This window comes from Streptomyces sp. NPDC001401 (assembly GCF_042895385.1).
In the GTDB taxonomy this organism is placed as follows: Bacteria; Actinomycetota; Actinomycetes; order Streptomycetales; family Streptomycetaceae; genus Streptomyces.
This window is the reverse complement of sequence record NZ_JBIAWI010000008.1, coordinates 70,331-93,500: the sequence shown is the minus strand read 5'-3', so window position 1 is coordinate 93,500 and position 23,170 is coordinate 70,331. Positions and strand designations below refer to the sequence as shown.

Genomic DNA, 23,170 nt, shown 5'->3' with positions numbered 1-23,170 from the left:
CGGTCCTCACAGGGCCGGTTTGCCGGTGGTGTAGATCCACTTCTGGAACAGGTCGTCGAGGTTCTGCCCGGAGATCTTCTCGGCGAGCCGGATGAACTCCCCGGTGTTCGCGTTGCCGTAGCGGTGGATCCTCGTCCAGGTCGGCAGCAGCTGGAAGAACGCCTTGTCGCCGATGCGTTCGCGCAGCGCCTGGAGGGTCATCGCGCCACGCTGGTAGACCGCGGAGGCGAACATGGTGTCGCGCTGCGGGTCGGCGACGGTGATCTGCCAGAAGGCGCTGTCGGCCGGGCGGGCGTTGTAGGCGGCCAGGAACGAGTCGTGCGCGCTGCGCGTGCCCAGGTGCTCGGCCCACAGCCACTGGGCGTAGGTGGCGAAGCCCTCGTTGAGCCAGATGTCCTTCCAGCGCTCCACCGACACCGAGTCGCCGAACCACTGGTGGGACAGCTCGTGCACGATCGTCGTCTCGCTGCGCACGGCCGAGTACGCCGGCTTGCTCTGCACCTCCAGCGAGAACCCGGCCTGGGGCATGTCGTCGACGATCGCGCCGGTCTCCTCGAAGGGATACGGCCCGAAGACCTGCGACCAGTAGTCGGTGACCGCGGCGGTGACGGCGTACACGTCGACGTTGTTGCTGTTCGTGAGCACCGGGTCGATGGCGACGTAGATCGGGATCCCGGAGGGGGTCCTGCCGGTCTTGACGTCGAACTTCCCGATGGTGGCGGTCGCGAGATAGGTCGCCATGGGCTTCGACTCGCGCCAGTGGGTGTACGTCGAGTCGCCCTTGTCGTACGTCGAGACGAGGCGGCCGTTGGAGACGCCGGTCAGCCCCTTGGGTGCCTTGATGCGGATGTCGTACGTGGCCTTGTCGTCCGGGTGGTCGCTGGACGGGAACCAGGTGGAGGCGGCGTTCGGTTCGCAGGCGACGAAGACGCCGTCGGTGGTCTTCATCCACCCGTAGTCGGAGCCGAAGACGATGGGGCCGTTGAGGGGTTCGGGGACGCCGCCGTAGGTGACGGTGGCCGTGAAGTCGTGGCCCTTGGGGAGGGCGCCGCGCGGGGTGATGCGCAGTTCGTCGCCGTCCCGGGTGAACTCGGCGCGTCTGCCGTTCACTTCGACTCTGGTGACCTCCAGCTTCTGCAGGTCCAGGTCGAAGGAGGAGAGGGTCTGGGTGGCGCGGGCGGTGAGCGTCGTACGGCCGTCGAGGCGGTCGGTGTCCGGGTTGTACGCCACGTCGAGGGCGTAGTGGCGGGCGTCGAAGCCGCCGTCGCCCAGGTTGGGGAAGTACGGGTCACCGATACCGGGGGCGCCCGGGGTGGGGGCGGATGAGGCGGCGATGACGAGGAAAGAGGCCGCCGCTGTTGCGAGGGCCCCTAAACGTGCCGAACGGGAGAGTGCCATGAGTCGTCCCTTCGGGGTGTGTTCCGATCAGACGGGCAGACCGACTCTGCACCCTCCCGGTCGGCCATGGACATGACTTTGCCAACTTGTCATGCCCTAGACGACAGTTGACTCCTGACGACCGACCCCTGAATGTCCAACTTACGGGAATTAGAGCCGTCAATTAATTGAGGATTACTTGAGGGCAAATCCCCGGCCGTGAATCATTTGAGGTTTACCTGAGGTTGCCGACAAACTGATGGCAACGGGATTGCAAATTGCCTATTGCGCCATCCGGCTCATGCACTAACTTCATGACCACGGGGGAGTCACCACACGGGGTGGTTGACGGGTCTCCTCCATTCCTCGATGAGGGACCAGAATCTTGACGCAATACGCGAGAACCATGACCGTCGGTGCGGCAATGCTCGCCCTGGTCGCCGTAGGTACGACCTCGGCTCAGGCCGCTACGTCCGTGACAACGCATCCGACCAATTGCGGCACGGGCTCGGTATATGAAGTCAGCAATGTGCACTCCGACCGGATCGGGATGATCCCCCCGTCCAGCGCACCGGGCGGACACACCCTCGGCATCACCCTTACTGCGGGGACATCGGTCACCGGCACCATCACCGGCTCCGTGTCGACCGAAGAGGGCGTCATCTTCGCCAAGGCCAAGGCAAGCGTGAGCGTCTCGATCGCGGTCTCGATGACGGCGTCGGTCTCCTACTCGGACAGCTGGAAGGTGCCGTCGTCGTGGCGGGAGGGGTACCTCCACGCCGGCGCCGACCGCAAGGTGATGAATTGGGACGTCGGACACTACGGCGCGAATTGCAAGTGGGTGATCTCGCGCAAGGGCGTCGCGAAATTCCCGTACCACATTCCGGCATTCTGGCACAGCAAGGGATGATTTCCATCGCCGGAGTTCGTTTCTCGCAATGCGCGGCACGCCTGGCCGTACTGTCCGGGGCGTTGATATCCGTGGCGGGCTGCAGCGGCTCGGGGTCTGAGGCGCAGCAGCCGGCACCACGAACGGCAGTGCACGCCTCGCCGGCCGCGGAAACAAAGATGCCGCCGCTGGAATCTCTCAAGTCCCCGGTTCCGTCCGGGAAGCTGCTGGTCGCGAAGAGCGGGCAGGGTGCCCAGCAGTTCGATGTGCCCCTGGCGAAAGCGGGCTCCACTGTCACGGTGCGGCTGATCTGCCTGGGGCCCGGTGCTGCGAAGGTGACCGACGGATCCGGCGGTTCCGTTATGGAGGTGGCCGGTTGCAACGCCATGGCGGCGTACACCACGGGATTCACCGGCGCGAAGAGTGACCGGGTGATGCGGCTCGCGGTGAAGCCTTCCGTGTCGTGGCGGGTGCTGGTCTGGGGGTAGCCCAGGTGGCCCCCGCCAGGCGCGAACAAAGGCGGTGCCCGACAGGAAAGAGCCCCTGCCAGTACTGGCAGGGGCTCTTTCCTGTCGGGCTGCCGGCCCGGGCGCACAAGTGGTCAGTTCTGCCCGTCGGCCGACTTCTGACCGCCCGCTTCCGCCTCTGTGGAGCCGGCGTTGTCGGAGGCCTCGTCTGCAGAGGTCTCCTCAGCCGTTGCCTCAGCCGTTGCCTCGGCCGTCTCCGCGACCTCGGCCGCGACCTCCGCCGCCACCGCCGCCGACGTCTCCGCCGACTCCGCGAGCACCTCGTCCGCGACCAGCTCGGCCGCCTCCTTGGCGACCGTCAGCAGGACGGTGTCCTGCGGGGCCTGGTCCTCGAAGTTCTCCGGGTGGTGGCAGGCGACCTGCTGGCCGGGCTTGAGCTCCACGAGCTTCGGCTCGGTCGTCTTGCAGATCTGTGTCGCCTTCCAGCACCGGGTGTGGAAGCGGCAGCCGCTCGGCGGGGAGATCGGCGAGGGCACGTCGCCCTTGAGCAGGATGCGCTCGCTCTTGGCGTTCCTGCGCCGCGGGTCCGGGATCGGCACCGCCGACATCAGCGCCTTGGTGTACGGGTGCATCGGCGCCCTGTACAGCGACTCGCGGTCGGCCAGCTCCACGATCTTGCCGAGGTACATCACCGCGATCCGGTCCGAGACGTGCCGGACGACGGAGAGGTCGTGCGCGATGATCACATACGTCAGGCCCAGCTCCTTCTGGAGGTCGTCCAGCAGGTTGACGACCTGGGCCTGGATCGACACGTCCAGCGCGGAGACCGGCTCGTCCGCCACGACCAGCTTCGGGTTCAGGGCGAGCGCGCGGGCGATGCCGATGCGCTGGCGCTGACCGCCGGAGAACTCGTGCGGATAGCGGTTGTAGTGCTCGGGGTTGAGACCCACGACCGACAGCAGCCGCTGGACTTCCTTCTTGATGCCGCCCTCGGGGTCGACGCCCTGCAGCTTGAAGGGGGCGCCGACGATCGTGCCGATGGTGTGGCGCGGGTTCAGCGACGAGTACGGGTCCTGGAAGATCATCTGCACATCGCGGCGCAGCGGACGCATGCCGCTCACCCCGAGGTGCGTGATGTCCTTGCCCTCGAACTCGACCTTGCCGCCGGTCGGTTCGAGCAGCCGGGTGATCAGCCGGCCCATCGTCGACTTGCCGCAGCCGGACTCGCCCACGACACCGAGGGTCTCGCCGGCCTTGACCTCGAAGTCGATGCCGTCGACCGCGTGCACGGCGCCGACCTGCCGCTGGAGCAGGCCCTTCTTGATCGGGAAGTGCTTCTGGAGCCCGGTCACCTTCAGCAGGGTCTCGCCGGGGGCGGCGTCCTTGGTGAGGGTGGCACCGTCGCTCTGCGCGGGAAGGGTCACGGCTGTGTCCTTAGGGGTCTCGCTCACAGCTTCGGCGCAATCTCTTCGATCCAGATACGCTCCCGCTGCTCCTGCGTCATGTGGCAGGCGGCCCAGTGCTGGCTGCCGACCTCGGTCAGCTCGGGGCGGACCGTGCGGGTGACGTTGTCCTTGGGGATGTCGGCGTACGGGCAGCGCGGGTTGAAGGCGCAGCCGGACGGGACGTTGATCAGCGAGGGCGGGGAGCCCTTGACCGGGATCAGACGCTCCTGCTGCTCACGGTCCAGGCGCGGCATCGAGCCGAGCAGGCCCCAGGTGTAGGGGTGGCGGGGCTCGTAGAACACCTTGTCGGCCGGGCCGCGCTCCACACAACGGCCGCCGTACATCACCAGGATGTCGTCGGCCAGCTCGGCGACGACGCCCAGGTCGTGGGTGATGATGATGACCGCGGAGCCGAACTCCTTCTGCAGATCCCGGATCAGGTCGAGGATCTGCGCCTGGACGGTCACGTCCAGGGCGGTCGTCGGCTCGTCCGCGATGAGCAGTTCGGGGTTGTTGACCAGCGACATCGCGATCATCGCGCGCTGGCGCATACCGCCGGAGAACTCGTGCGGGTAGCTGTCCACCCGCTTGTCCGGCTGCGGGATGCCCACGCGGTCGAGCATCTCGACCGCGCGTCGCTTCGCGGTCTTCTTGTCGACGTCGTGGTGGATGCGGTACGCCTCCACGATCTGCTGACCGATCGTGTAGTACGGGTGCAGCGCGGACAGCGGATCCTGGAAGATCATCGCCATGTTCCGGCCGCGCAGCTTGCGCACCTCGTCCGGGTCGGCGGTCAGCAGCTCGGTGCCGTCCAGCCAGATCTCGCCGGAGATCTGCGCCTTGCGCTTGCCGTACTGGCCGGCCGTGTGCAGACCCATGATGCCGAGCGAGGTCACCGACTTGCCGGAACCCGACTCGCCCACGATGCCGAGGGTCTTGCCCTTCTCCAGCTGGAAGGAGAGCCCGTCGACGGACTTGACCAGTCCGTCGTCGGTCGGGAAGTGCACCTTCAGGTCGCGCACTTCCAGGAAGGAGGTCGGGGCCGGCGAGGCCGAGGTGGGTTCGCCCACGGCTGCTCCGGTCTTGCTGAGTTCGGTCATGCGAGCCTCACTCGGGGGTCGATCACGGCGTACAGGACGTCCACCACGAGGTTGGCGATGAGTACCGCGAGGGAGGTGATCAGGGTGACGCCCAGGATGATGGGCAGGTCCTGGTTCTTGATGGCGCTGAGCACCGCCTGCCCGAGGCCGGGGATGCTGAACGTGGACTCGGTCAGGATCGCGCCGCCGATGAGGGCACCGAGGTCCATGCCGAGCATGGTGAGGATGGGCGTCATCGTGGAGCGCATGGCGTGCTTTCCGATGACGACCTGCTCCTTGAGGCCCTTCGCGCGTGCCGTGCGGATGTAGTCCTCGCCGAGGATCTCCAGCATGGTGGCGCGGGTGATCCGGGCGTACATCGCCGCGTAGAGGAAGGCGAGGGTGATCCAGGGCAGGATCATGCCGCCGAGCCAGCCGGAGAAACTCTGGCTGAGGGGCACGTACTTGCCGTCGATCCAGTTCAGTCCGTAACTGAAGATCGCCAGCGAGAGCAGACCGGTGAAGTAGATCGGCAGGGACACACCGCCCAGGGCGACGACCATCGCGCTGCGGTCCCACATGCTGCCCCGCTTGAGCGCGGAGAGCACACCGGCCGCGACACCGAAGATCAGCCACAGCACGGCGGCACCGAGCGCGAGACCCAGGGTCACCGGGAAGCGGTCGGTCAGCACCGGCCAGACGGCCTGCTCGCTGCGGAAGGAGTAGCCGAAGCACGGCGCGGAGCAGTGAGTGACGTCGCCGCCGGCCGCGTAGGTGCGGCCCACGAAGATGCCCTTGAAGAAGTGCCATACCTGGATGAAGATCGGGTCGCTCAGACCCAGCTTCGTCCGAACCGCTTCCACCGCCGCGGGGTCGGCCTGCTTGCCCACGAAGCTCGTGGCGATGTCCACGCCCGCCCACTTGGGGACGAGGAAGAAGATGCTGAAGACCACCAGGATGATGACCACCAGCATCACTGCGGCGGCGAAGAGCCGCCTGATGAGGTAAGCGAGCACAGCTAACGGCCCGCTGCGGATCGCGGGCCACCGGAGGTCGTCCGGTGGCCCGCGGTCACGCCGCGCCGGCCTTCACCTGCCTTTCGTGCCGTACGGCGGGTGTGCCGGGTTTACTTCGAGGACTTCAGGCCGAGGTTGACGAAGTCGTAGTAACCGCTGTACGCGTTCGTCGTGTACACGTTGGCCAGTCGCGACGAGCGCCAGTTGAGGAGTCGCTCGAAGGTGAAGGGCAGGTAGTACGCGCCCTCACTGACCTTGTGGTTGATCTCCGTGGCGATCGTGGTCTTCTTCGCCGCGTCCTGCTCGGCGTTGTACTGGTCGAACAGGCCGTCGATCGTCTTGTCCTTGATCATGGCGTAGTTGTTGTTGCCGCTCTGCAGGATGTACTTGCTGCTCCACAGCGGGATGCCGTAGCCCTGCACGGTCGGGAAGTCCGGACCCCAGCCCATGATGATGATGCCGAGCTTCTTCTTCTCGACGTTCGAGGGGCTGCCGATGATGCCCGGGCTCTGCGAACCGTCGTACTGGTAGATGTCGGCCTGGATGCCGACCTTCTTCAGCGCCGCCTGCAGGGACGTGGCCGTGGCCACCTCCTGCTGCTTGTTGTTGCGGACCGCGATGGTGGTCTTGAAGCCGTTCGGCTGACCGCAGGCCTTCAGCGCCTTCTTGGCCAGGTCGTCGTTGCCGTTCTTGTTGGCACCGGCGATCTGGTACGGGTCGTACTTCTGGCCCTCGCCACCCGAGACCGACGGCGGGAGCATGTTGGTGCCGATGAGACCACCGGCGACCGGGCCACCGCGCGCGGTCTGCAGCGACACGTGGTCGGCTGCGTAGATCACGGCCTTGCGGCACTCGATGTTGTCGAACGGCTTGACCGTCTGCGGGAAGACCGCGTAGCGGATGAAGCCGGAGACCGGGTTGTCCAGGTTGCCCTTGTGCTGCTTCAGGGCGATGGTGCGGCCCTGCGGGCCGAGACCCGTCTGGCCGGCGTCCAGGTCGTAGTCGCCGTTGATCAGACGCTGGTCCATGTCGCTCTGGTTGGTGGAGATGTCCAGAGTGATCTTGTCCGGGTACGCCTTGCGGACCGGGTCCGAGGACGCCTTCCAGTTGGCGTTGCGGACCAGGATCAGGTTCTTGCCCGGGCTGTACGACTGGAACTTGTACGGGCCGGAGGAGAACGGGTGCAGGCCGTACTTGGACTTGGTGTCCTGGTCCTGGCGGACCGGCGAGGCCGTGACCATCGCCAGCACCTGCGGGAAGTCGGAGTTCGCCGTGGGCAGGTGGAAGACGATCGTCTTGGCGTCGGGCGTGTCGATCGCCTTCAGGCCGAGCTTGTCCTTGGAGGTGTCCTTGTACGGACCCTTGTAGGTGCCCTTGGGGTCGAGCATCTGCTGCAGGTAGACCGGACCGCCGGACAGGACGTCCTGCGCCCAGCTGCGCTCGATGCCGTACTTGATGTCCTGGGAGGTGATGGCCTTGCCGTCCTCCCAGGTGATCCCGTCGCGCAGCGTGAACGTGTACGTCTTGCCGTCGGCGGAGACCTTGCCGGTGTCCGTGGCGAGGTCCGGGGTGAGCTCGGCGCCCTTGGCGCCCGGCTCGGTCTTGTAGGTGAGCAGCTGACGGCTGTAGTAGCGCGAGAAGTCCCACATGAAGCCGTAGTAACCGCGCGTGGTGTCCCACGAGTCGGCGTCCTGGGCGGTGACGAACTTCAGCGTGCCGCCCTTCTTGACCTGATCGGCCTGGGCGACCTTGTTGTTCGCTGCATCGAAGCCGGCCGCACCGCTGCTCGAACCGCCGCCGTTGCCGCCGCCGCACGCCGCCATGGTCAGCATGCCGGCGACCGCGGCAGCAGCGGCCAAAGCCTGCTTACGCCGCCCTGAGGTGCGCTGGGTAGTCACGATCTCGGATCCTCCGGTTTTGATGAGAGACCCCGTGGAAGTACTCACGGGACGCTTGGGGTACGGCAGTTCAGCGCGAGCCCTTCGGGTCCAGCGCGTCCCGCACGCCGTCGCCGAACAGGTTGAAGGCCAGAACGGTGATGAAGATCGCCACGCCGGGGACGACCATGAACATGGGGTCCGAGTCGTAGTAGTCGATCGCAGTCGAGAGCATCTGCCCCCACGAGGACGTGGGCGGCTTGACGCCCACGCCCAGGAAGCTGAGTGCCGCCTCGGTGAGGATGTTGGTGGGGATCATCATCGTCGTGTAGACGATGATGGGCGCGACGAGGTTGGGCAGCAGTTCCTTGAACAGGATGTAGTACCGCCCGGCACCCAGCGATCGGGCCGCCTCGACGTACTCGCGCTCACGCATCGAGAGCGTCTGGCCGCGCACCACGCGTCCGATGTAGGGCCAGCCGAAGAAGCCGATGACCAGGATCATCACGAACACACGCACGTTGGAGCCGCTCAGGCCGAGCATCTCGTTCGGCATGACGGAGACCAGCGCGATGATGAAGAGCAGCTGCGGGAAGGCCAGCAGGCCGTCCATGACGCGGCTGATGACCGAGTCGACCCAGCCGCCGAAGAAGCCGGCCAGGATGCCGAGGATCGTGCCGAGCACGACGGCGACGATCGCGGACAGGAAGCCGACCAGGAGCGAGATCCGGGCGCCGTAGAGGATGCGGGCGAAGATGTCGCGGCCGTTGACCGGCTCGACGCCCAGCAGGTGCTCGCCGCTGATGCCGCCCAGCGACCCCTTGGGGGTGCCGAAGAGCGGGTCGATCAGGCTCTCGTGGTAGACGTCGGGATCCTGCCCGATCAGGTTGGTGATCACCGGTGCAAGCAGGGCGATCACGATGAGGACGAGCACGACGACGCCGCCCGTGAGGGCGAGTTTGTCCCGCTTGAGGCGCTCCCAGGCGATCCGGCCCAGGGAACGCCCCTGTACGGCCTTCTCGCCGGCGCTGGCTGCCGCCGCTTCTTCGGCCGCGCTCGGGGCCGCTTCCGCGGTCGGCTCGTGCAATGGTGCCGTCATCTGGCAGGGACCCCTCTCAACCGGCGGTAGCCGGCCCGCACTTTGCCGCGGTGGCGGCGTGATCAGTCCGTCGTACACGGGGGCGAACCCCCCTGGAGCGGGAGTCTTCAACGCTTTGGCGATCTGTTGCCAGACTTGGCGGTGAAAGGATGCGTAAACGTGATGCGGGCTGGAGGGTTCCGTTATCCGGACAGCGGGTAACGGCGGCCGGACAGGGACGATTTCGGACAATCAGGACAGAAAAGGATCTTCCGGCGCTATCTACGCGCGCAGATCGACTCCCGGCCCGCTATGGACCAGGCCCGCGTCTCAGTATCCGCCGTGCACCGGCGGGTAGCCGTACCCCGCCGCCGGGGCCTGGGCCGGGGCCGCCGCGTGGGCCTCGCGGTCGTAGAACGGGCGGGCGCTCGCGCGCATCCACAGCGCGACGGGGTCGTACTCGTCCGACATCGCCACCGTCGACACCGGCAGCCCGTCCGGGACGGCGCCGATGGACTGCTGCATCATCGCCCGCACCGAGTCCACCGCGGGCGGGCTGGTGTCGTACACGTCCAGGCCGATGGCGAGATACGGCGCCCCGAGCGCCGGCTGCACCCAGGCGCGGCGCAGCGAGCGGACGGCCGGGGTACGGTGGGCGTTCTGCGCGAGGAGGGCGTAGAACTGCGGGATCTCGATGGCGGGTTCCGACATCCGCAGCGGGCCGGCGGCCTGGCGCTCCAGACCGGTGGCGATCCGGCGCAGGTCCAGCCAGGGGATGCCCACGCCACCGCCCGGGGCATGCGGGTTGAGCCAGAGGCCGAAGTGGTCGGGGTACAGGGTCCGGGCGACGTCCAGACCGTCGACCACCTCGTACGATCTGTTCCAGCCGCTGGCCGAGAGCTCCTGGGCGGAGGTGACGCACGGGGCGTACCCGTACCCGTCGACCTCCATGTTTCCGTACTGGGCGTCCGGGGAGCCCGCCTGGCCGTGCCACAGAAGCATCCAGACCTGGCCGGAGCCCGGGGTCGCGAGTGCGCGGAGGAGTGCCTCGTAGGCGTCGTAGCGCCCCGGCGTCACCTGGCGCAGCATGTGCTCGACCGTCCCGGTCGTGGTGCTGGCGCTCACGTGTGTGCCCCTTCTGGTGGTTGCCCCGCGTATGCCAACAGCTTAAGCGCCCAGGAGCTCGGGACCTGGTGGCCCGTTCCCCCCGGCGGCACTTACAGGTGATCCCTTGTATAGAAAGGGCGCACCTGTTCGCGCATCCAGTTCGCCACCGGGTCGTCCGTCACGTCCAGGAGGACCAGGTTGACCGGCCACTGGGTGGGGATCCTGGTGATGGCCCGGCCCAGGGCCTGAAGGGGAAGCGCCCTGATGTCCCCCTCCCACTGGGAGAGTTCGACGCCCACGAACATCACCGGGTCCGCCGTCTCGACGGCGGCGAGGCAGCGGCGGGCCGTGACGACCACGCCGGTTTCCGCGAACTCGGCGGAGGCCGCGGCGAGGAAGTCGATCGGGTCGTCCTGCCAGTCCGGTTCGAAGAGCTTGACCCGGCCGCCGGAGGCGGGGCCGTCCAGCGGGGTGCGGCCCACGCGGCAGAGTTCGGCGACGGCGGACGGCGGGAGCGGGACACCGACCACACCGTCCGGGTTCACGGCGAGGCCGACCTGCGGGGGCAGTCCGCGGGCGAACTCGACGGCCGGGGCGACCGTGAACGACATGTGGGAGCCGACGACCTGCCGGAACTGCTCCTCGGAGCTGAAGACCGGAACGTATGCCTGGCCCTCGATCTCCAGCGTGGGCAGGTCGAGGGGGCCGCTGTGCGGGCCGCCGCCGCTCGGCAGCGGCACCCAGACGAAGCTGCGGCCGAGCACCTCGATGATCCGGCCGCCCGCCGAGGGCATGCCGAGGGAGGCCGACAGCACCTCCTCCAGCTCGTTGCCGGGCCATCCGCCGTGCGGATGGGGGTGCGCCTGCATGGGAAAGTCCGCGGGGAGATCCGCTGGGAAGTCCATCTGTCCGACCGCCTGCTGTGAACCACTGATGTGGCCAAAAGGCTATCGGGTGAAGACGCGCAGAGCGTCAGCCCGTGAAGCCGATCCTGCGCAGGACGTCCGCCGCGTCCCGGTCCAGCAGCACCGCCGAGCCGACGCCCTCGGGCAGGTCGCCCCGCTCCACCGCGCGGATCAGACGGGCCGCCGCCGTGCGATGACGCAGGAAGGCGTAGCGCGAGACGCCCCGGCCGCGCTCGCGCTGGCCCTCCAGGGCCGTGCCGGGCGTGACGTCGAGCAGCAGCAGATGCAGGGTGCCGCCGCGGCGACGGGCCTCGCGGGCCAGCCAGCCGCGCACCCAGGCCTGCGTACCGCAGTCGTGCACGACGACGCCCTCGCCGCTGCGCAGGGCGCGGCGCAGTCCCGCGTAGTGGGCGAGGCGGACCAGCGGCCGGTAGACCGCGTACGGCAGGAAGCGGGACGCGCGGGCGTCCCAGCGGTCTCGGGCGTCCTGGGAGTCGATGCGGATGCCGCGGACCGCGCGCTCCATCAGCGTGGACTTGCCGCTGCCGGGCAGGCCGGTGATCACCACGAGGTCACGGGGGCCGAAGAGCAGGGCGTGCGGGCTGTGCCCCGAGCGGTCGCGCAGGTCGCGGACCACGGGTGCCGGGAGGGCGCCGCACGCCTCCCCGGCCGGGGCCGCGGGCTGCTTGGGCAGCGCTACGGCCGAGATCGTGGCGTATGCCGTGGTCCTGTTCACCGTGATCGTCCTCCCTGCGGGGTCAGGAAAGGTTCTCCCCATCGAATGTAAAGAGAAGGTAATGCACGATCTCTCGCGGTTCCGTTCGGTTCCGGCCACAGCCCGGTTACAAAGGGAGGGGTCGAAAAGGAGGTGCCGGAGCGGCCCTGCCGGATGCGGACGAGGCGTGCAATGATGTGCGCGCCAACTGCATACCGGCCGTTCGAATCCGCGCGGGAGAGTCCCCAGCAGTACGTGTGTGTCGCTGGGGCGCCGAAGGAGCAAGTCCCTCCCTTGAATCTCTCAGGCCCCGTTACCGCGCGGGCGAGGCACATCTGAAAAGCGGGCCGCTGCGTCAGCGGCTCCACCCAAGGTGCAAGCCAGAAGCCACACTCGTGGTCATGGCGAACCTCTCAGGTTCCGATGACAGATGGGGAGGAACGACCTCGCCCGTCATGCCTTGGGAGACGACCGTCCGATGAGCAGCACCGCACCCCGTCACACCGCGCTCGATGCCCTGCATCGCTCGCTCGGCGCGACGATGACCGACTTCGCCGGCTGGGACATGCCCCTGCGCTACGGCTCCGAGCGCGACGAGCACATCGCCGTACGTACGAGGGCCGGTCTCTTCGATCTCTCGCACATGGGCGAGATCACGGTGACCGGGCCGGAATCGGCCGCCCTGCTGAACTTCGCCCTCGTGGGCAACATCGCCTCCGTCGGCGTCGGCCGCGCCCGCTACACCATGATCTGCCGGGCCGACGGCGGCATCCTCGACGACCTGATCGTCTACCGGCTCGCCGAGACCGAATACATGGTGGTTGCCAATGCCTCCAACGCCCAGGTGGTGCTGGACGCTTTGGTGGAGCGTTCGGCCGGCTTCGACGCCGAGGTGCGCGACGACCGGGACAACTACGCGCTGATCGCCGTGCAGGGCCCCGAGTCCCCCGGCATCCTCAAGTCGCTCACCGACGCCGACCTCGACGGCCTGAAGTACTACGCCGGCCTGCCCGGCACCGTCGCCGGCGTCCCCGCCCTCATCGCGCGCACCGGCTACACCGGCGAGGACGGCTTCGAGCTGTTCGTCGCCCCCGGTGACGCCGAGAAGCTGTGGCAGGCGCTGACCGATGCGGGGGCGCCCGTCGGGCTGGTGCCCTGCGGGCTGTCCTGCCGGGACACGCTGCGCCTGGAGGCGGGCATGCCGCTGTACGGGCATGAACTGTCCACCTCGCTCACGCCGTTCGACGCCGGGCTCGGGCGGGTGGTGAAGTTCGAGAAGGAGGGCGACTTCGTGGGGCGCGAGGCGCTCCGGGAGGCGGCCGCCAGGGCTTCCGAGAACCCGCCGCGAGTCCTCGTCGGCCTGGTCGCTCAGGGCCGCCGGGTCCCGCGCGCCGGGTACCCGGTCGTCGCGGGCGGCGAGGTGATCGGCGAGGTCACCTCCGGCGCCCCCTCCCCGACGCTGGGCAAGCCGGTCGCGATGGCGTACGTCGACGCGGCGCACGCGGCGCCCGGCAGCGAGGGTGTCGGTGTGGACATCCGGGGCAGTCACGAGCCGTACGAGGTCGTGGCGCTGCCGTTCTACAAGCGCAAGAAGTAGACACTGACCGACACTGGGCGAGGGCCGGCTCCGTCCTCGGACGTGACCCCGCGCACATTTTCCCTGCTCACACGCGTTTTCAGCAGTCCCCCATTCATCAGCACTCCCCCGCGTACAGGAGAATTCAGGCCATGAGCAACCCCCAGCAGCTGCGTTACAGCAAGGAGCACGAGTGGCTGTCGGCCGCCGAGGACGGCGTCTCGACGGTCGGCATCACGGAGTTCGCGGCCAACGCGCTCGGCGATGTCGTCTACGCCCAGCTTCCCGAGGTGGGCTCCGCCGTGACCGCGGGCGAGACCTGCGGCGAGCTGGAGTCGACCAAGTCGGTCAGCGACCTGTACTCCCCGGTCACCGGTGAGGTCACCGAGATCAACGAGGACGTGGTGAACGACCCGTCGCTGGTCAACTCGGCCCCCTTCGAGGGCGGTTGGCTCTTCAGGGTCCGCGTCACGGAGGAGCCGGCCGACCTGCTCTCCGCCGACGAGTACACCGCCCAGAACGCCGGCTGAGGAGCCGTAGACGCATGTCCGTACTGAACACGCCCCTGCACGAGCTCGACCCGGACATCGCCGCCGCGGTCGACGCCGAGCTGCACCGTCAGCAGTCCACCCTCGAGATGATCGCCTCGGAGAACTTCGCCCCGGTGGCGGTGCTCGAGGCGCAGGGCTCGGTGCTGACCAACAAGTACGCCGAGGGCTACCCGGGCCGCCGCTACTACGGCGGCTGCGAGCACGTCGACGTCGCCGAGCAGATCGCCATCGACCGCGTCAAGGAACTGTTCGGCGCCGAGTATGCGAATGTGCAACCGCACTCGGGCGCCTCCGCCAACCAGGCCGCCCTGTTCGCGCTGGCCCAGCCCGGGGACACCATCCTCGGCCTGGACCTCGCCCACGGCGGCCACCTCACCCACGGGATGCGGCTGAACTTCTCCGGCAAGCAGTTCAACGTGGTCGCCTACCACGTGGACGCGGCGACCGGCCTGGTCGACATGGCCGAGCTGGAGAAGCTGGCCAAGGAGCACCGCCCGAAGGTGATCATCGCGGGCTGGTCGGCGTATCCGCGGCAGCTGGACTTCGCCGCCTTCCGGCGGATCGCGGACGAGGTCGGCGCGTACCTGTGGGTCGACATGGCGCACTTCGCCGGCCTGGTCGCGGCCGGGCTGCACCCCAACCCGGTCGAGCACGCGGACGTGGTCACCTCGACCACCCACAAGACGCTGGGCGGCCCGCGCGGCGGCATCATCCTGGCGAAGAAGGACTTCGCGAAGAAGCTCAACTCGTCGGTCTTCCCGGGCTTCCAGGGCGGTCCGCTGGAGCACGTGATCGCGGCGAAGGCGGTCTCCTTCAAGGTCGCCGCTTCGGAGGAGTTCAAGGAGCGGCAGCGCCGCACGGTCGAGGGCGCGCAGATCCTCGCCGCGCGGCTGACCGCGGACGACGCCCGCGCCGCCGGGGTCAACGTGCTGTCCGGCGGCACCGACGTGCACCTGATCCTGGTCGACCTGCGCGAGTCCGAGCTGGACGGGCAGCAGGCGGAGGACCGTCTGCACGAGGTCGGCATCACGGTCAACCGCAACGCCGTCCCGAACGACCCGCGCCCGCCGATGGTCACCTCCGGCCTGCGCATCGGCACCCCGGCCCTGGCCACCCGCGGCTTTGCGGCCGAGGACTTCGCCGAGGTCGCGGACGTCATCGCGGAGGCGCTCAAGGCGCCTTCTCCCTTCGGGGAGGCCGACGTGGAGGCGTTGAAGGCCCGGGTCAGGACCCTGGCCGACAAGCACCCGCTGTACCCCGGTCTGGGCAAGTAGGCCCGTTTCGCGAGGGTGCCGCGCACACTGGGAGGTGTGCGCGGTGCCCCGCCCCCGCTCCACCCGGTGTGGAGCCCCTCGCACCACCCCCGTTCTGAGGAGTCACCGTGGCCATCTCGGTCTTCGACCTGTTCTCGATCGGCATCGGCCCGTCCAGCTCCCACACGGTCGGCCCGATGCGCGCGGCACGCATGTTCGCGCGGCGCCTGCGCAATGAGGAGCTGCTGGGCTCCGTCGCGTCCATACGTTCCGAGCTGTACGGCTCCCTGGGCGCGACCGGCCACGGCCACGGAACACCCAAGGCGGTGCTGCTCGGCCTGGAGGGCGCCTCGCCGCGGACGGTGAACGTGGAGACGGCGGACGACCGGGTGGAGGCGATCAAGTCGTCCGGCCGCATCCGGCTCCTGGGCGAGCACGAGATCCCGTTCTCCTTCGACGAGGACCTGAAGCTGCACCGCCGTAAGGCCCTCCCGTACCACGCGAACGGCATGACGCTCTGGGCGTTCGACGCGGACGGTGCGGAGCTGCTGTCGAAGACGTACTACTCGGTGGGCGGCGGTTTCGTCGTCGACGAGGACGCGGTGGGCGCGGACCGCATCAAGCTGGACGACACGGTGCTGAAGTACCCCTTCCGCACCGGTGACGAACTGCTGCGCCTGACCAGGGAGACGGGCCTGTCCATCTCCGCTCTGTTGCTGGAGAACGAGCGGGCCTGGCGCACCGAGGACGAGATCCGCACGGGACTTCTCGACATCTGGCGGGTCATGCAGGCGTGCGTGGCCCGCGGCATGTCCCGCGAGGGCATCCTGCCGGGCGGTCTGAAGGTACGGCGCCGGGCCGCGCTCTCCGCGCGCCAACTCCGCGCCGAGGGCGACCCGTTGGCGCACGCGATGGAGTGGATCACGCTCTACGCGATGGCCGTCAACGAGGAGAACGCGGCCGGCGGCCGGGTGGTCACCGCCCCGACGAACGGCGCGGCGGGCATCATCCCGGCAGTCCTGCACTACTACATCAACTTCGTCCCCGGCGCCGACGAGGACGGGGTGGTCCGCTTCCTTCTCGCCGCCGGCGCGATCGGCATGCTCTTCAAGGAGAACGCCTCCATCTCCGGCGCCGAGGTCGGCTGCCAGGGCGAGGTCGGCTCCGCCTGCTCGATGGCCGCGGGCGCACTTGCGGAGGTGCTCGGCGGCTCTCCCGAACAGGTCGAGAACGCCGCGGAGATCGGCATGGAACACAACCTCGGCCTGACCTGCGACCCGGTCGGCGGCCTGGTCCAGATCCCCTGCATCGAGCGCAACGGCATGGCCGCGGTGAAGGCGGTCACGGCCGCACGGATGGCGATGCGCGGCGACGGCTCGCACAAGGTGTCCCTGGACAAGGTCATCAAGACGATGAAGGACACCGGCGCGGACATGAGCGTGAAGTACAAGGAGACGGCGCGGGGCGGGCTGGCGGTCAACATCATCGAGTGCTGACGGAAAAGGCCCTGACCAGTGCGTTCGTATCTTTCAGCGCTGTCGGGGCCTTCCCTGCTCACGCGGCGGAATGCACAACGCCCATGGTGGACGACTCGCCGCCATGGCGCTTCGCGCTCACCCGCCGACTGCTCGGCACCAGGCGGGGATCAGCCGCCGACATGTGACGCGTCGGGGTCGGAGTCTGTGTGTGTCGGCCAGTCGTCCCGCCGTTCACGCGCCACTGCCGCGCGGCTGCCGACCCGGTCTCCGTGGGAACCGACCCGTTCTCCGCTCAGCGGGAAGGCGGGCGCGGCGAGTGGGGCAGAGGTGATCAGTTCAGGGAGTTCAGGGAGTTCCGGGCGTTCGGGGAGCGCGGGGTGCGGGATGCTCCGGTGGATGGATTCGCCGTCGGTCTCCCGGCTCTGGTGCTCGAAGAAGCGGAGCATCTCCACCGGGAACGGCATGACCAGCGTGCTGTTCTTCTCCGCGGAGACGTCCACCACGGTCTGCAGCAGGCGCAGTTGGAGCGTGCCCGGAGTGTCGGCCATGGTCGCCGCGGCGTCACTCAGCCGCTGGGACGCCTGGAACTCACCGTCGGTGTCGGCAGAGCTACTGCCGGGATGCCGAGTACCGGAGCGGTGACTGCCGGAATCCGTGGACGTGAGGTCGGACCGCGGCCCTCATGGCCTCCTTCGGCGTCCCAGACGGCCCCCACCACCCGGTCGATCCCCGACACGGTGCGCAGGCGCGCCGCCTCCTCCATCAGCCGGCCCGCACTTGACATGCGCAGTGGGTCGCTCACGGCGGCCATCAACCAGCGGGCCGAGACGGGAGTCCTCTGCGCGTCGAGCACGGCAGTCGATGAGACACCATCCAGCAGGGCCGGAGCCGAACCGGTGAGAGCCGGCGGCATGCGGAGAGACGGAGAGGAGGGCCGGTCTTCGAGTGTCGGCGTGTACCAAACGGTCGCAGTCATGATGCGAACCCTGCTCCGGGCCGGTTGGACCGGCCCGGTGTAATCAATCGCCGAAAACGACACAAGCATGGCGGCCGGTGCGCGAAATACCCTCGGTAACACCAGGGTACTCCTGCGGCCCGCCGTACGGGCCGTACGCGGTCGACAGGTCCGAGATGGCCATTTGGTGAACAGATCCGGCGGGCCGTTCCGCGGACGCGATCCGTGCAAGTGTGGGGAGTGGACGGGCGTCGCCGAGCACGCGGATACCGATCGGCTGCCGAGGTCGGCCGTCTGTGAAGTGAGGAGCGCGCCATGGGCGCGAACACGGCCGAGACCGCGCTACCCGACACCCTTCGGAAGCTCACCAACCATCTGACGGCCTCCTACGCCGGCCTGCTGACACCCGCGGTCGTACGGGAGGTGGTGCAGGACTGCTACCAGCCGCTCAGCAACGCCCGTATCGCCGGCTACGTGCCGATCCTCGTCGAGCACAACAGCCGCGCCAGGCTACGACAACTCGTCCGACGCCCCGATGCCACGGCTCCCCTTCGCGAGGAGTCCGACGGGATACGAGGTCACTCGGTCACCTCGGCCCTGCGAAGGCTTCGCATCGCCCTGACCCGCTCGGCACCGGCACCGCGCCCGTGATCAGCACGACAACGGTTCTCAGGTGAGCAAGCGCCTTCCGGCCGCGCCGAACGCTCACCGGCTCCGGCGGAACGAGGTCGACCAGAACCGGTGAGCCGAGACAGGTCAGCGGAGAGGACGCCGCCGTGCGCGCCGGGACAGCCGCACGGCGACCACGGTCACATCGGCCACGAGAACCACGATGCCGACGATCAGCAGATAACCCAGGCCTTCGGCTGTCGCGCCGATGATTCCCAGGACGACGGCAACAACGACGAACAAGAGAAAGTACGCCACGACTCGTACACCTCCCTGAGCCTTCCTGACCAGGCTCCTGGTTAGGGCGAGCCGGCAGCCCGGTTCGTACGGTGACCACGGCGGGACGTCGGTGATGGTGCCCACGTAGACCGCTTCGAGCACAACGACTCCGGCGCAACCACGCCGGAGTCGCCCTTCCGGGCGGCTGCACGTGAGAGTGAGCCAACCCACGATCCATGTTACTGCGGCTGGTGCGGCTCGCACTCTTGATGGATACGCCGGTGCGGTGGATCCATGCCCCGCTCACACGCGCAGCAGCCGTTACGTGATCTCCCGGTCCGGCTCCTGCCGGCCCTCGTGGCGGACGCGCCGCCGACGAGGCAGGTTCCGGCACCGATGTGCAAGGTGCGCTCCCCGAAGGAGCGCGAGAGGTGATCGCCGCTGCCAGGGAATCGGGCCGTACCGCGCACGCCGGCCCTCGACACGCTCCCTGAACAGACGGCAAGTAGCCAGCCTCTCCGGGTGCGAGACCGTTACATGGGGCGCTACCAGCTGTCTCCGGGCAGGGCTACGCTGTTCGAACAGGCCCCGGCCCCCGGCCCCCGGCAGTGACGCTCCGCTCCGGGGAGGCCCGCCGTGTTCGTCTTCCTTCTCGTTCTCATCGCGGTCCTGCTCGGCTTCGGCTTCCTCCACCCCATCTGGTGGGTGGCCGCAGCCTCGGCCGTGCTGGTGTTCGGCGCCGTCCAATACGGCCGCCGTGGTGAAGGCGGGGGCTGGGACCGTGGCGGCGGTTCTGATCCCGGGGAGCACCGGGACCGCCGTACGCATCGGGCGCGCTGGAGGCGCGAGGTCCGTCGGGACAGCGAGCACGACAAGTGACCGACACCGCGGCCTGCCCCACCCGTCCGGTACGGCCGGCGAACAGCAACTGGCGTACCGCCGACCGCCCATGGACAGGATGACTGCGTTGTGAGGTACGCACCATGCACCAGGTGAGCACGCCTCGCGAAGAGCAGCGGCTGCCGACGGCTGTGACGTCGGCGGAGGACGCGGCTCTGCTGGCCGAGGTCGTCGAACTGCGAGCCCGGAACGAGCAGTTGGAGCGGGCGCTGGTGAGCCGTGCGGTAATCGACCAGGCGCGCGGCATGATCATGGCCCTGGCGCCCTGTTCCGGTGAGAGGGCCTGGGACCTGCTGGTGGACGTGTCGCAGCGCTGCAACGTCAAGCTCCGGGACGTGGCCGCGGCCCTGGTCGCCACGGCGAAGGACGAGGCACTCCCGGAACCGGTACGACAGGAGTTGCGCCAGGCACTGCGGCGCCTTCACAGGGCGGACCGGCGATGACGGCGCGCGCCCGGCGGACGCCCTGTCGGCTCTTCGCCCGTTCGGCCCGGTCACGTGCTGTCGGGGGGTGGGAGGGGCACGCTGGTGTGTGCGGTGCCCGAGGCGCCGGAGGGTGTGGGGGCGGGCGTCGTGGAGGTGGCGCTGAGGGCGAGGAGCGCGACGTCGTCCGCGGGTCCTGCGGGGAACGTGTTCAGCAGCGCGGTGAGGTCGCTGATGACAGCGGTGGCGCCGAGGGCCCGGTTGGTGGCGGCGTGGTGGGTGAGGTGGGCGGCCAGGCCGCTCTCGCCGAACCGGGCGCCTCGGGGAGTACGGGCCTCGGTGAGTCCGTTGCTGTAGAGGAAGAGCGCCTCGCCGGGCAGGAGTTGAAGGTCCCGGGAGACGAAGTCCGCCTGCGGCAGGGCGCCGACGAGCATCCCTCCGGCCAGGTTCACCGGCTCGGCCCGGGCGACGGCCCGGTCGGGCCCGTCGCGGCGGGCAGGCCGCAGGTGGTGGGCCGGGAGGTGGCCGCCGCCTGCCAGGGTGAGGGCGAAACCGCCCGCGGGCTCGGGAACGAGGGTGCCGAAGACCAGGGTGCAGAAGCCGCTGTCGTCGGACGATGCCGCCAGCAGGGCGGTGTTGAGCGCTCGCAGTACGGCACACGGGTCCGGTTCCAGCAGGGCGGTGGTGCGCAGCGTGTAGCGGATCAGCGAGGTGAGCGCGGCGGCGGGTGCGCCCCGGCCGCCGACGTCACCGAGGAAGAACGCCCACCGCCCGGCGCCGAGCGGGAAGACGTCGTAGAAGTCGCCGCCGACGTCGTGGACCGAGGCGGTGGTGTAGTGGCAGGCGGCCTCCAGGCCCGGCACCTCCGGCAGTGCCGGGGGCAGCAGCGTGCGCTGCAAGGTGGAGGCGTACGCGGCGATCTCCGACCGGTCCCGCTCGGCGCGCTCCCGTGCCGCGTGCTCGGCCTCCACCAGCTCCCGTTCCACACGGAGCATGCGCAGGGAGGACAGCCGCAGCTCCAGTTCGTCCATGACGAGCGCGGCCAGGTCGGTCAGGGCGGTGGCCTGGTCCGGTGTGATGCGGCGCGGCCTGGTGTCCAGGACGTCCACGGTGCCCAGGCGGTGACCGTCGCCGGTGGTGATCGGGGCGGCGGCGTAGAAGCGCACCCGAGCGGGCCCGGTCACCAGGGAGTGGGCGCGGGCGACCGGGTCGTCGAGGGTGTCGGGGACGATCAGAGGGCCGCCGGCGACGATCGCCGAGGTGCACAGCCCCGGGTCCCGGCCGATCTGTGTGACCCCCGCCAGACCGTACGCGGCCTTGAACCAGACCCGGTCGGTGTCCACGATCGTCACCGTGGCGGCCGGAGCGTCGAACAGGCGGGCGGCCAGCGCGGCGATCCGGTCGAAGGCACCGTCGGGCGGAGTGTCCAGGATGTCGTAACGACGCACCGCGGCGATCCGCCGCGCCTCCTGCTCCGGCGACAGCTCCACCCGCTCCTCCACGGCTTCTCAACGCCTCCACGTCTTCGCACGCATGGCGCCCGGCCGGCGCAGGCGGCTATCCGGGCCGTTGGGTGCGGGCATTGTGGCCGAGGCCGTCCGGGTGCTCCACCGTGCGCTCTCCGAGGGGAAGAACCAGTAGCCGCAAGGTTGTCGGTCCCGGAAGCCGGTGGACCAGGCCCGCCTCCTGCCAGCCCCACGCCTCCAAGCCGGCACGGGCCGAACGGTCGGACTGGTCCACCAAAGTGACGCCGAGCGAAGCCTGGTGGTCGGCGAGCAGGCGCTCCTGGAGCCGGCGGGCGAGCCCGCGGGCGTACTGGTGCGGATGGACGACGGTTTCAAGGATCGCGAAGACGTGTCCGGACGCGGTCAGTTGCTCCAGGTTCTGCGGCAGCGGCCCGTCGAACCCCTGCCACCAGGAGCCGTCACGCGGCACGGGAATTCCGAAGACACAACCGGTCAGGGACCGGGCCTCGGCGACCAGCATGTCGAATCCCGGCAGTTTCACGCCGTCCGCCAGACGGTGCAGGAACTCCTGCCGGCCGCGGAACTCCTCGCCGGGCGGGGTGGTGGAGGACTCCACGTACAGATCCGCCAGGTCCTCGCGCAGGCCCTCGGCCTGCCAGCGGTTCAGCCGGCGCAGCCGCACCGTGTCCATGGCGGACGGCTCCGAGCCTTCGGGGTCGTGGGGTTGCCGCGGAGTGCGCATGGGCGCCTCGGTTCAGGAGACCAGCAGGTGCGGGAGTGCCATCGTGGCCGATGTGCGGTGCGGCGCCGGGGTCCGGGACGTCTCTCCATCAGCATAGCCCCGGATCGGCGCCGCGCCGGGGCCCGTTGGAGGCAGGGGGCCGCTGTGGGCCAGGCAACTGAACGGTGAGTGAGCCAGATCGAGGACGGCGCAGAGAGGTAGCGGGCCCCGCCGGGGCGTGGGTCAGAACCCCAGACCGGGGAGGGGTTCGGAGTCGTCGATGAAGGCACGGGCCACGTCGGCCAGGCGCCGGTTGTGGGAACGGGCGTAACCGCGCAGCGCGCTGAACGCCCGCTCCATGTCGATGCCCTGGCGTTCGGCGAGCTTCCCCTTCGCCTGCTCGATCAGCACCCGGCTGTTCAGCGCCGTCTGCAGCTGCTCGTTGAGCACCGTGCTGCGCTGCGCGGTGCGTTGTTGAAGCAGGCTGATGGTGGCGACGTCGGCCAGCGCCTGGGCGACGAGTGTGGCGGCCGGGTCGAAGGGGCCGGGGGCTGCGCGGAAGAGGTTCAGGGCACCCACGGTCTCCTCCCGCAGGCGCATGGGCAGGGCCTGGACGGCCCCGAATCCGCTGCGGTGAGCCACCGTGACGAAGCGCGGCCAGCGGTCGACCTCCCGGGTCAGGTCGTGGATGATCACCGGTGCGCCGGTGCGGAAGCACTCGAGGCAGGGCCCTTCGTCGTTCTGGAGCTGGAAGAGCTCGAGCAGGCGCACCTGTTCGTCGGAGGCGGCCATGACACGGAGTTTGCCGTCCCGGTCGGCGAGCAGCACCCCGGCGGCGCTCGCGTCGAGCATGCCGACGCAGCGGTCGGTCAGCAGGCGCAGGAAGTCGATGAGGTCGAAGTCGGCGACCAGGTTGTCGGCCAGCTCGACGAAGGTCTTGGCCAGGAGCTGTTGATCCATCGTGGGCACCCTCGATTGAGACTAGTCCCAGCCCGACGGGGCGGG

The 23,170-nt window shown here is 69.0% G+C and carries 24 protein-coding genes and 1 riboswitch; of the genes, 9 read left to right on the top strand and 15 right to left on the bottom strand.

Annotated features, from left to right (window positions below; all coding sequences use genetic code 11):
• Positions 1-6: 6 nt before the first annotated feature.
• Positions 7-1,398 carry a M1 family metallopeptidase gene (locus ACFY10_RS25990; RefSeq protein ID WP_390667614.1) on the bottom strand — a complete coding sequence of 464 codons (1,392 nt, stop codon included), beginning with the start codon at positions 1,396-1,398 and terminating at the stop codon, positions 7-9.
• Positions 1,399-1,783: 385 nt separating this feature from the next.
• Between ACFY10_RS25990 and ACFY10_RS25985 the strand changes: the two genes are divergently transcribed.
• Together ACFY10_RS25985 and ACFY10_RS25980 are read left to right on the top strand one after the other, a co-directional pair.
• A complete protein-coding gene (locus tag ACFY10_RS25985; protein ID WP_390667613.1) occupies positions 1,784-2,287 on the top strand; it encodes a hypothetical protein in 504 nt (167 codons plus the stop codon).
• Positions 2,284-2,754 carry a hypothetical protein gene (locus ACFY10_RS25980; RefSeq protein WP_390667612.1) on the top strand — a complete coding sequence of 157 codons (471 nt, stop codon included), beginning with the start codon at positions 2,284-2,286 and terminating at the stop codon, positions 2,752-2,754. The genes ACFY10_RS25985 and ACFY10_RS25980 overlap by 4 nt, the downstream gene beginning before the upstream one ends.
• 113 nt (positions 2,755-2,867) lie before the next feature.
• Here the strand turns inward: ACFY10_RS25980 and ACFY10_RS25975 are convergent, their stop codons facing one another.
• The 8 genes from ACFY10_RS25975 to ACFY10_RS25940 form a co-directional block, all read right to left on the bottom strand.
• The gene (locus ACFY10_RS25975) at positions 2,868-4,157 is read right to left on the bottom strand and encodes an ABC transporter ATP-binding protein (protein WP_390667611.1); all 1,290 of its coding nucleotides are present in this window, start codon (positions 4,155-4,157) and stop codon (positions 2,868-2,870) included.
• Between the two features lie 23 nt (positions 4,158-4,180).
• Positions 4,181-5,278 carry an ABC transporter ATP-binding protein gene (locus ACFY10_RS25970; RefSeq protein ID WP_390667610.1) on the bottom strand — a complete coding sequence of 366 codons (1,098 nt, stop codon included), beginning with the start codon at positions 5,276-5,278 and terminating at the stop codon, positions 4,181-4,183.
• Positions 5,275-6,273, bottom strand: a complete 999-nt coding sequence (locus tag ACFY10_RS25965; RefSeq protein ID WP_390667609.1) for an ABC transporter permease — start codon at positions 6,271-6,273, stop codon at positions 5,275-5,277. The genes ACFY10_RS25970 and ACFY10_RS25965 overlap by 4 nt, the downstream gene beginning before the upstream one ends.
• Positions 6,274-6,383: 110 nt before the next feature.
• Complete coding sequence (locus tag ACFY10_RS25960) at positions 6,384-8,171, bottom strand: ABC transporter substrate-binding protein (protein WP_390667608.1); 1,788 nt, start codon at positions 8,169-8,171, stop codon at positions 6,384-6,386.
• A gap of 70 nt (positions 8,172-8,241) precedes the next feature.
• A complete protein-coding gene (locus ACFY10_RS25955; RefSeq protein WP_390667607.1) occupies positions 8,242-9,249 on the bottom strand; it encodes an ABC transporter permease in 1,008 nt (335 codons plus the stop codon).
• 309 nt (positions 9,250-9,558) lie between these two features.
• Entirely contained in the window at positions 9,559-10,353 is a 795-nt protein-coding gene (locus tag ACFY10_RS25950) for an enhanced serine sensitivity protein SseB C-terminal domain-containing protein (RefSeq protein ID WP_390667606.1), read from the bottom strand.
• A gap of 92 nt (positions 10,354-10,445) precedes the next feature.
• Complete coding sequence (locus ACFY10_RS25945) at positions 10,446-11,240, bottom strand: enhanced serine sensitivity protein SseB (RefSeq protein ID WP_390667605.1); 795 nt, start codon at positions 11,238-11,240, stop codon at positions 10,446-10,448.
• 67 nt (positions 11,241-11,307) lie between these two features.
• On the bottom strand, positions 11,308-11,982 hold the full coding sequence (locus ACFY10_RS25940) for an AAA family ATPase (RefSeq protein ID WP_390667878.1): 675 nt from the start codon (positions 11,980-11,982) through the stop codon (positions 11,308-11,310).
• A gap of 197 nt (positions 11,983-12,179) precedes the next feature.
• Positions 12,180-12,284, top strand: a riboswitch (glycine riboswitch).
• Between the two features lie 149 nt (positions 12,285-12,433).
• Between ACFY10_RS25940 and gcvT the strand changes: the two genes are divergently transcribed.
• From gcvT to ACFY10_RS25920, 4 genes are all read left to right on the top strand, one after another.
• Positions 12,434-13,552, top strand: coding sequence for a glycine cleavage system aminomethyltransferase GcvT (gene gcvT / locus ACFY10_RS25935; protein WP_390667604.1), 1,119 nt, complete (start codon positions 12,434-12,436; stop codon positions 13,550-13,552).
• Positions 13,553-13,683: 131 nt separating this feature from the next.
• The gene (gene gcvH, locus ACFY10_RS25930) at positions 13,684-14,061 is read left to right on the top strand and encodes a glycine cleavage system protein GcvH (RefSeq protein ID WP_058923055.1); all 378 of its coding nucleotides are present in this window, start codon (positions 13,684-13,686) and stop codon (positions 14,059-14,061) included.
• 14 nt (positions 14,062-14,075) lie between these two features.
• Entirely contained in the window at positions 14,076-15,356 is a 1,281-nt protein-coding gene (glyA, locus tag ACFY10_RS25925) for a serine hydroxymethyltransferase (protein WP_390667603.1), read from the top strand.
• A gap of 107 nt (positions 15,357-15,463) precedes the next feature.
• The gene (locus ACFY10_RS25920; protein ID WP_390667602.1) at positions 15,464-16,831 is read left to right on the top strand and encodes an L-serine ammonia-lyase; all 1,368 of its coding nucleotides are present in this window, start codon (positions 15,464-15,466) and stop codon (positions 16,829-16,831) included.
• A 149-nt stretch (positions 16,832-16,980) separates the two neighbouring features.
• Here the strand turns inward: ACFY10_RS25920 and ACFY10_RS25915 are convergent, their stop codons facing one another.
• Positions 16,981-17,361 carry a hypothetical protein gene (locus ACFY10_RS25915; protein ID WP_390667601.1) on the bottom strand — a complete coding sequence of 127 codons (381 nt, stop codon included), beginning with the start codon at positions 17,359-17,361 and terminating at the stop codon, positions 16,981-16,983.
• A gap of 17 nt (positions 17,362-17,378) precedes the next feature.
• A complete protein-coding gene (locus ACFY10_RS25910; protein ID WP_390667600.1) occupies positions 17,379-17,789 on the bottom strand; it encodes a hypothetical protein in 411 nt (136 codons plus the stop codon).
• Positions 17,790-18,083: 294 nt separating this feature from the next.
• Between ACFY10_RS25910 and ACFY10_RS25905 the strand changes: the two genes are divergently transcribed.
• The gene (locus ACFY10_RS25905; protein WP_390667599.1) at positions 18,084-18,419 is read left to right on the top strand and encodes a three-helix bundle dimerization domain-containing protein; all 336 of its coding nucleotides are present in this window, start codon (positions 18,084-18,086) and stop codon (positions 18,417-18,419) included.
• Between the two features lie 105 nt (positions 18,420-18,524).
• Here the strand turns inward: ACFY10_RS25905 and ACFY10_RS25900 are convergent, their stop codons facing one another.
• Entirely contained in the window at positions 18,525-18,695 is a 171-nt protein-coding gene (locus ACFY10_RS25900) for a hypothetical protein (RefSeq protein ID WP_390667598.1), read from the bottom strand.
• Positions 18,696-19,292: 597 nt separating this feature from the next.
• Here ACFY10_RS25900 and ACFY10_RS25895 point away from each other — a divergent pair.
• Together ACFY10_RS25895 and ACFY10_RS25890 are read left to right on the top strand one after the other, a co-directional pair.
• Complete coding sequence (locus ACFY10_RS25895; RefSeq protein WP_390667597.1) at positions 19,293-19,535, top strand: hypothetical protein; 243 nt, start codon at positions 19,293-19,295, stop codon at positions 19,533-19,535.
• 104 nt (positions 19,536-19,639) lie between these two features.
• Positions 19,640-19,999, top strand: coding sequence for an ANTAR domain-containing protein (locus ACFY10_RS25890; RefSeq protein WP_390667596.1), 360 nt, complete (start codon positions 19,640-19,642; stop codon positions 19,997-19,999).
• Between the two features lie 50 nt (positions 20,000-20,049).
• Here the strand turns inward: ACFY10_RS25890 and ACFY10_RS25885 are convergent, their stop codons facing one another.
• From ACFY10_RS25885 to ACFY10_RS25875, 3 genes are all read right to left on the bottom strand, one after another.
• Positions 20,050-21,468 carry a PP2C family protein-serine/threonine phosphatase gene (locus ACFY10_RS25885; protein ID WP_390667595.1) on the bottom strand — a complete coding sequence of 473 codons (1,419 nt, stop codon included), beginning with the start codon at positions 21,466-21,468 and terminating at the stop codon, positions 20,050-20,052.
• Positions 21,469-21,535: 67 nt separating this feature from the next.
• The gene (locus ACFY10_RS25880) at positions 21,536-22,186 is read right to left on the bottom strand and encodes a hypothetical protein (protein ID WP_390667594.1); all 651 of its coding nucleotides are present in this window, start codon (positions 22,184-22,186) and stop codon (positions 21,536-21,538) included.
• A gap of 222 nt (positions 22,187-22,408) precedes the next feature.
• A complete protein-coding gene (locus tag ACFY10_RS25875) occupies positions 22,409-23,125 on the bottom strand; it encodes a GAF and ANTAR domain-containing protein (protein WP_390667593.1) in 717 nt (238 codons plus the stop codon).
• Positions 23,126-23,170 lie beyond the last annotated feature (45 nt).

Excerpts from the sequence above, each read along its gene's own strand:
- ACFY10_RS25990 (WP_390667614.1), bottom strand. The coding sequence starts at position 1,398 with ATGGCACTCTCCCGTTCGGCACGTTTAGGGGCCCTCGCAACAGCGGCG.
- ACFY10_RS25985 (WP_390667613.1), top strand. The coding sequence starts at position 1,784 with ATGACCGTCGGTGCGGCAATGCTCGCCCTGGTCGCCGTAGGTACGACC.
- ACFY10_RS25980 (WP_390667612.1), top strand. The coding sequence starts at position 2,284 with ATGATTTCCATCGCCGGAGTTCGTTTCTCGCAATGCGCGGCACGCCTG.
- ACFY10_RS25970 (WP_390667610.1), bottom strand. The coding sequence starts at position 5,278 with ATGACCGAACTCAGCAAGACCGGAGCAGCCGTGGGCGAACCCACCTCG.
- ACFY10_RS25955 (WP_390667607.1), bottom strand. The coding sequence starts at position 9,249 with ATGACGGCACCATTGCACGAGCCGACCGCGGAAGCGGCCCCGAGCGCG.
- ACFY10_RS25945 (WP_390667605.1), bottom strand. The coding sequence starts at position 11,240 with ATGGACTTCCCAGCGGATCTCCCCGCGGACTTTCCCATGCAGGCGCAC.
- gcvT (WP_390667604.1), top strand. The coding sequence starts at position 12,434 with ATGAGCAGCACCGCACCCCGTCACACCGCGCTCGATGCCCTGCATCGC.
- gcvH (WP_058923055.1), top strand. The coding sequence starts at position 13,684 with ATGAGCAACCCCCAGCAGCTGCGTTACAGCAAGGAGCACGAGTGGCTG.
- glyA (WP_390667603.1), top strand. The coding sequence starts at position 14,076 with ATGTCCGTACTGAACACGCCCCTGCACGAGCTCGACCCGGACATCGCC.
- ACFY10_RS25915 (WP_390667601.1), bottom strand. The coding sequence starts at position 17,361 with ATGGCCGACACTCCGGGCACGCTCCAACTGCGCCTGCTGCAGACCGTG.
- ACFY10_RS25910 (WP_390667600.1), bottom strand. The coding sequence starts at position 17,789 with ATGACTGCGACCGTTTGGTACACGCCGACACTCGAAGACCGGCCCTCC.
- ACFY10_RS25905 (WP_390667599.1), top strand. The coding sequence starts at position 18,084 with ATGGGCGCGAACACGGCCGAGACCGCGCTACCCGACACCCTTCGGAAG.
- ACFY10_RS25890 (WP_390667596.1), top strand. The coding sequence starts at position 19,640 with ATGCACCAGGTGAGCACGCCTCGCGAAGAGCAGCGGCTGCCGACGGCT.
- ACFY10_RS25880 (WP_390667594.1), bottom strand. The coding sequence starts at position 22,186 with ATGCGCACTCCGCGGCAACCCCACGACCCCGAAGGCTCGGAGCCGTCC.
- ACFY10_RS25875 (WP_390667593.1), bottom strand. The coding sequence starts at position 23,125 with ATGGATCAACAGCTCCTGGCCAAGACCTTCGTCGAGCTGGCCGACAAC.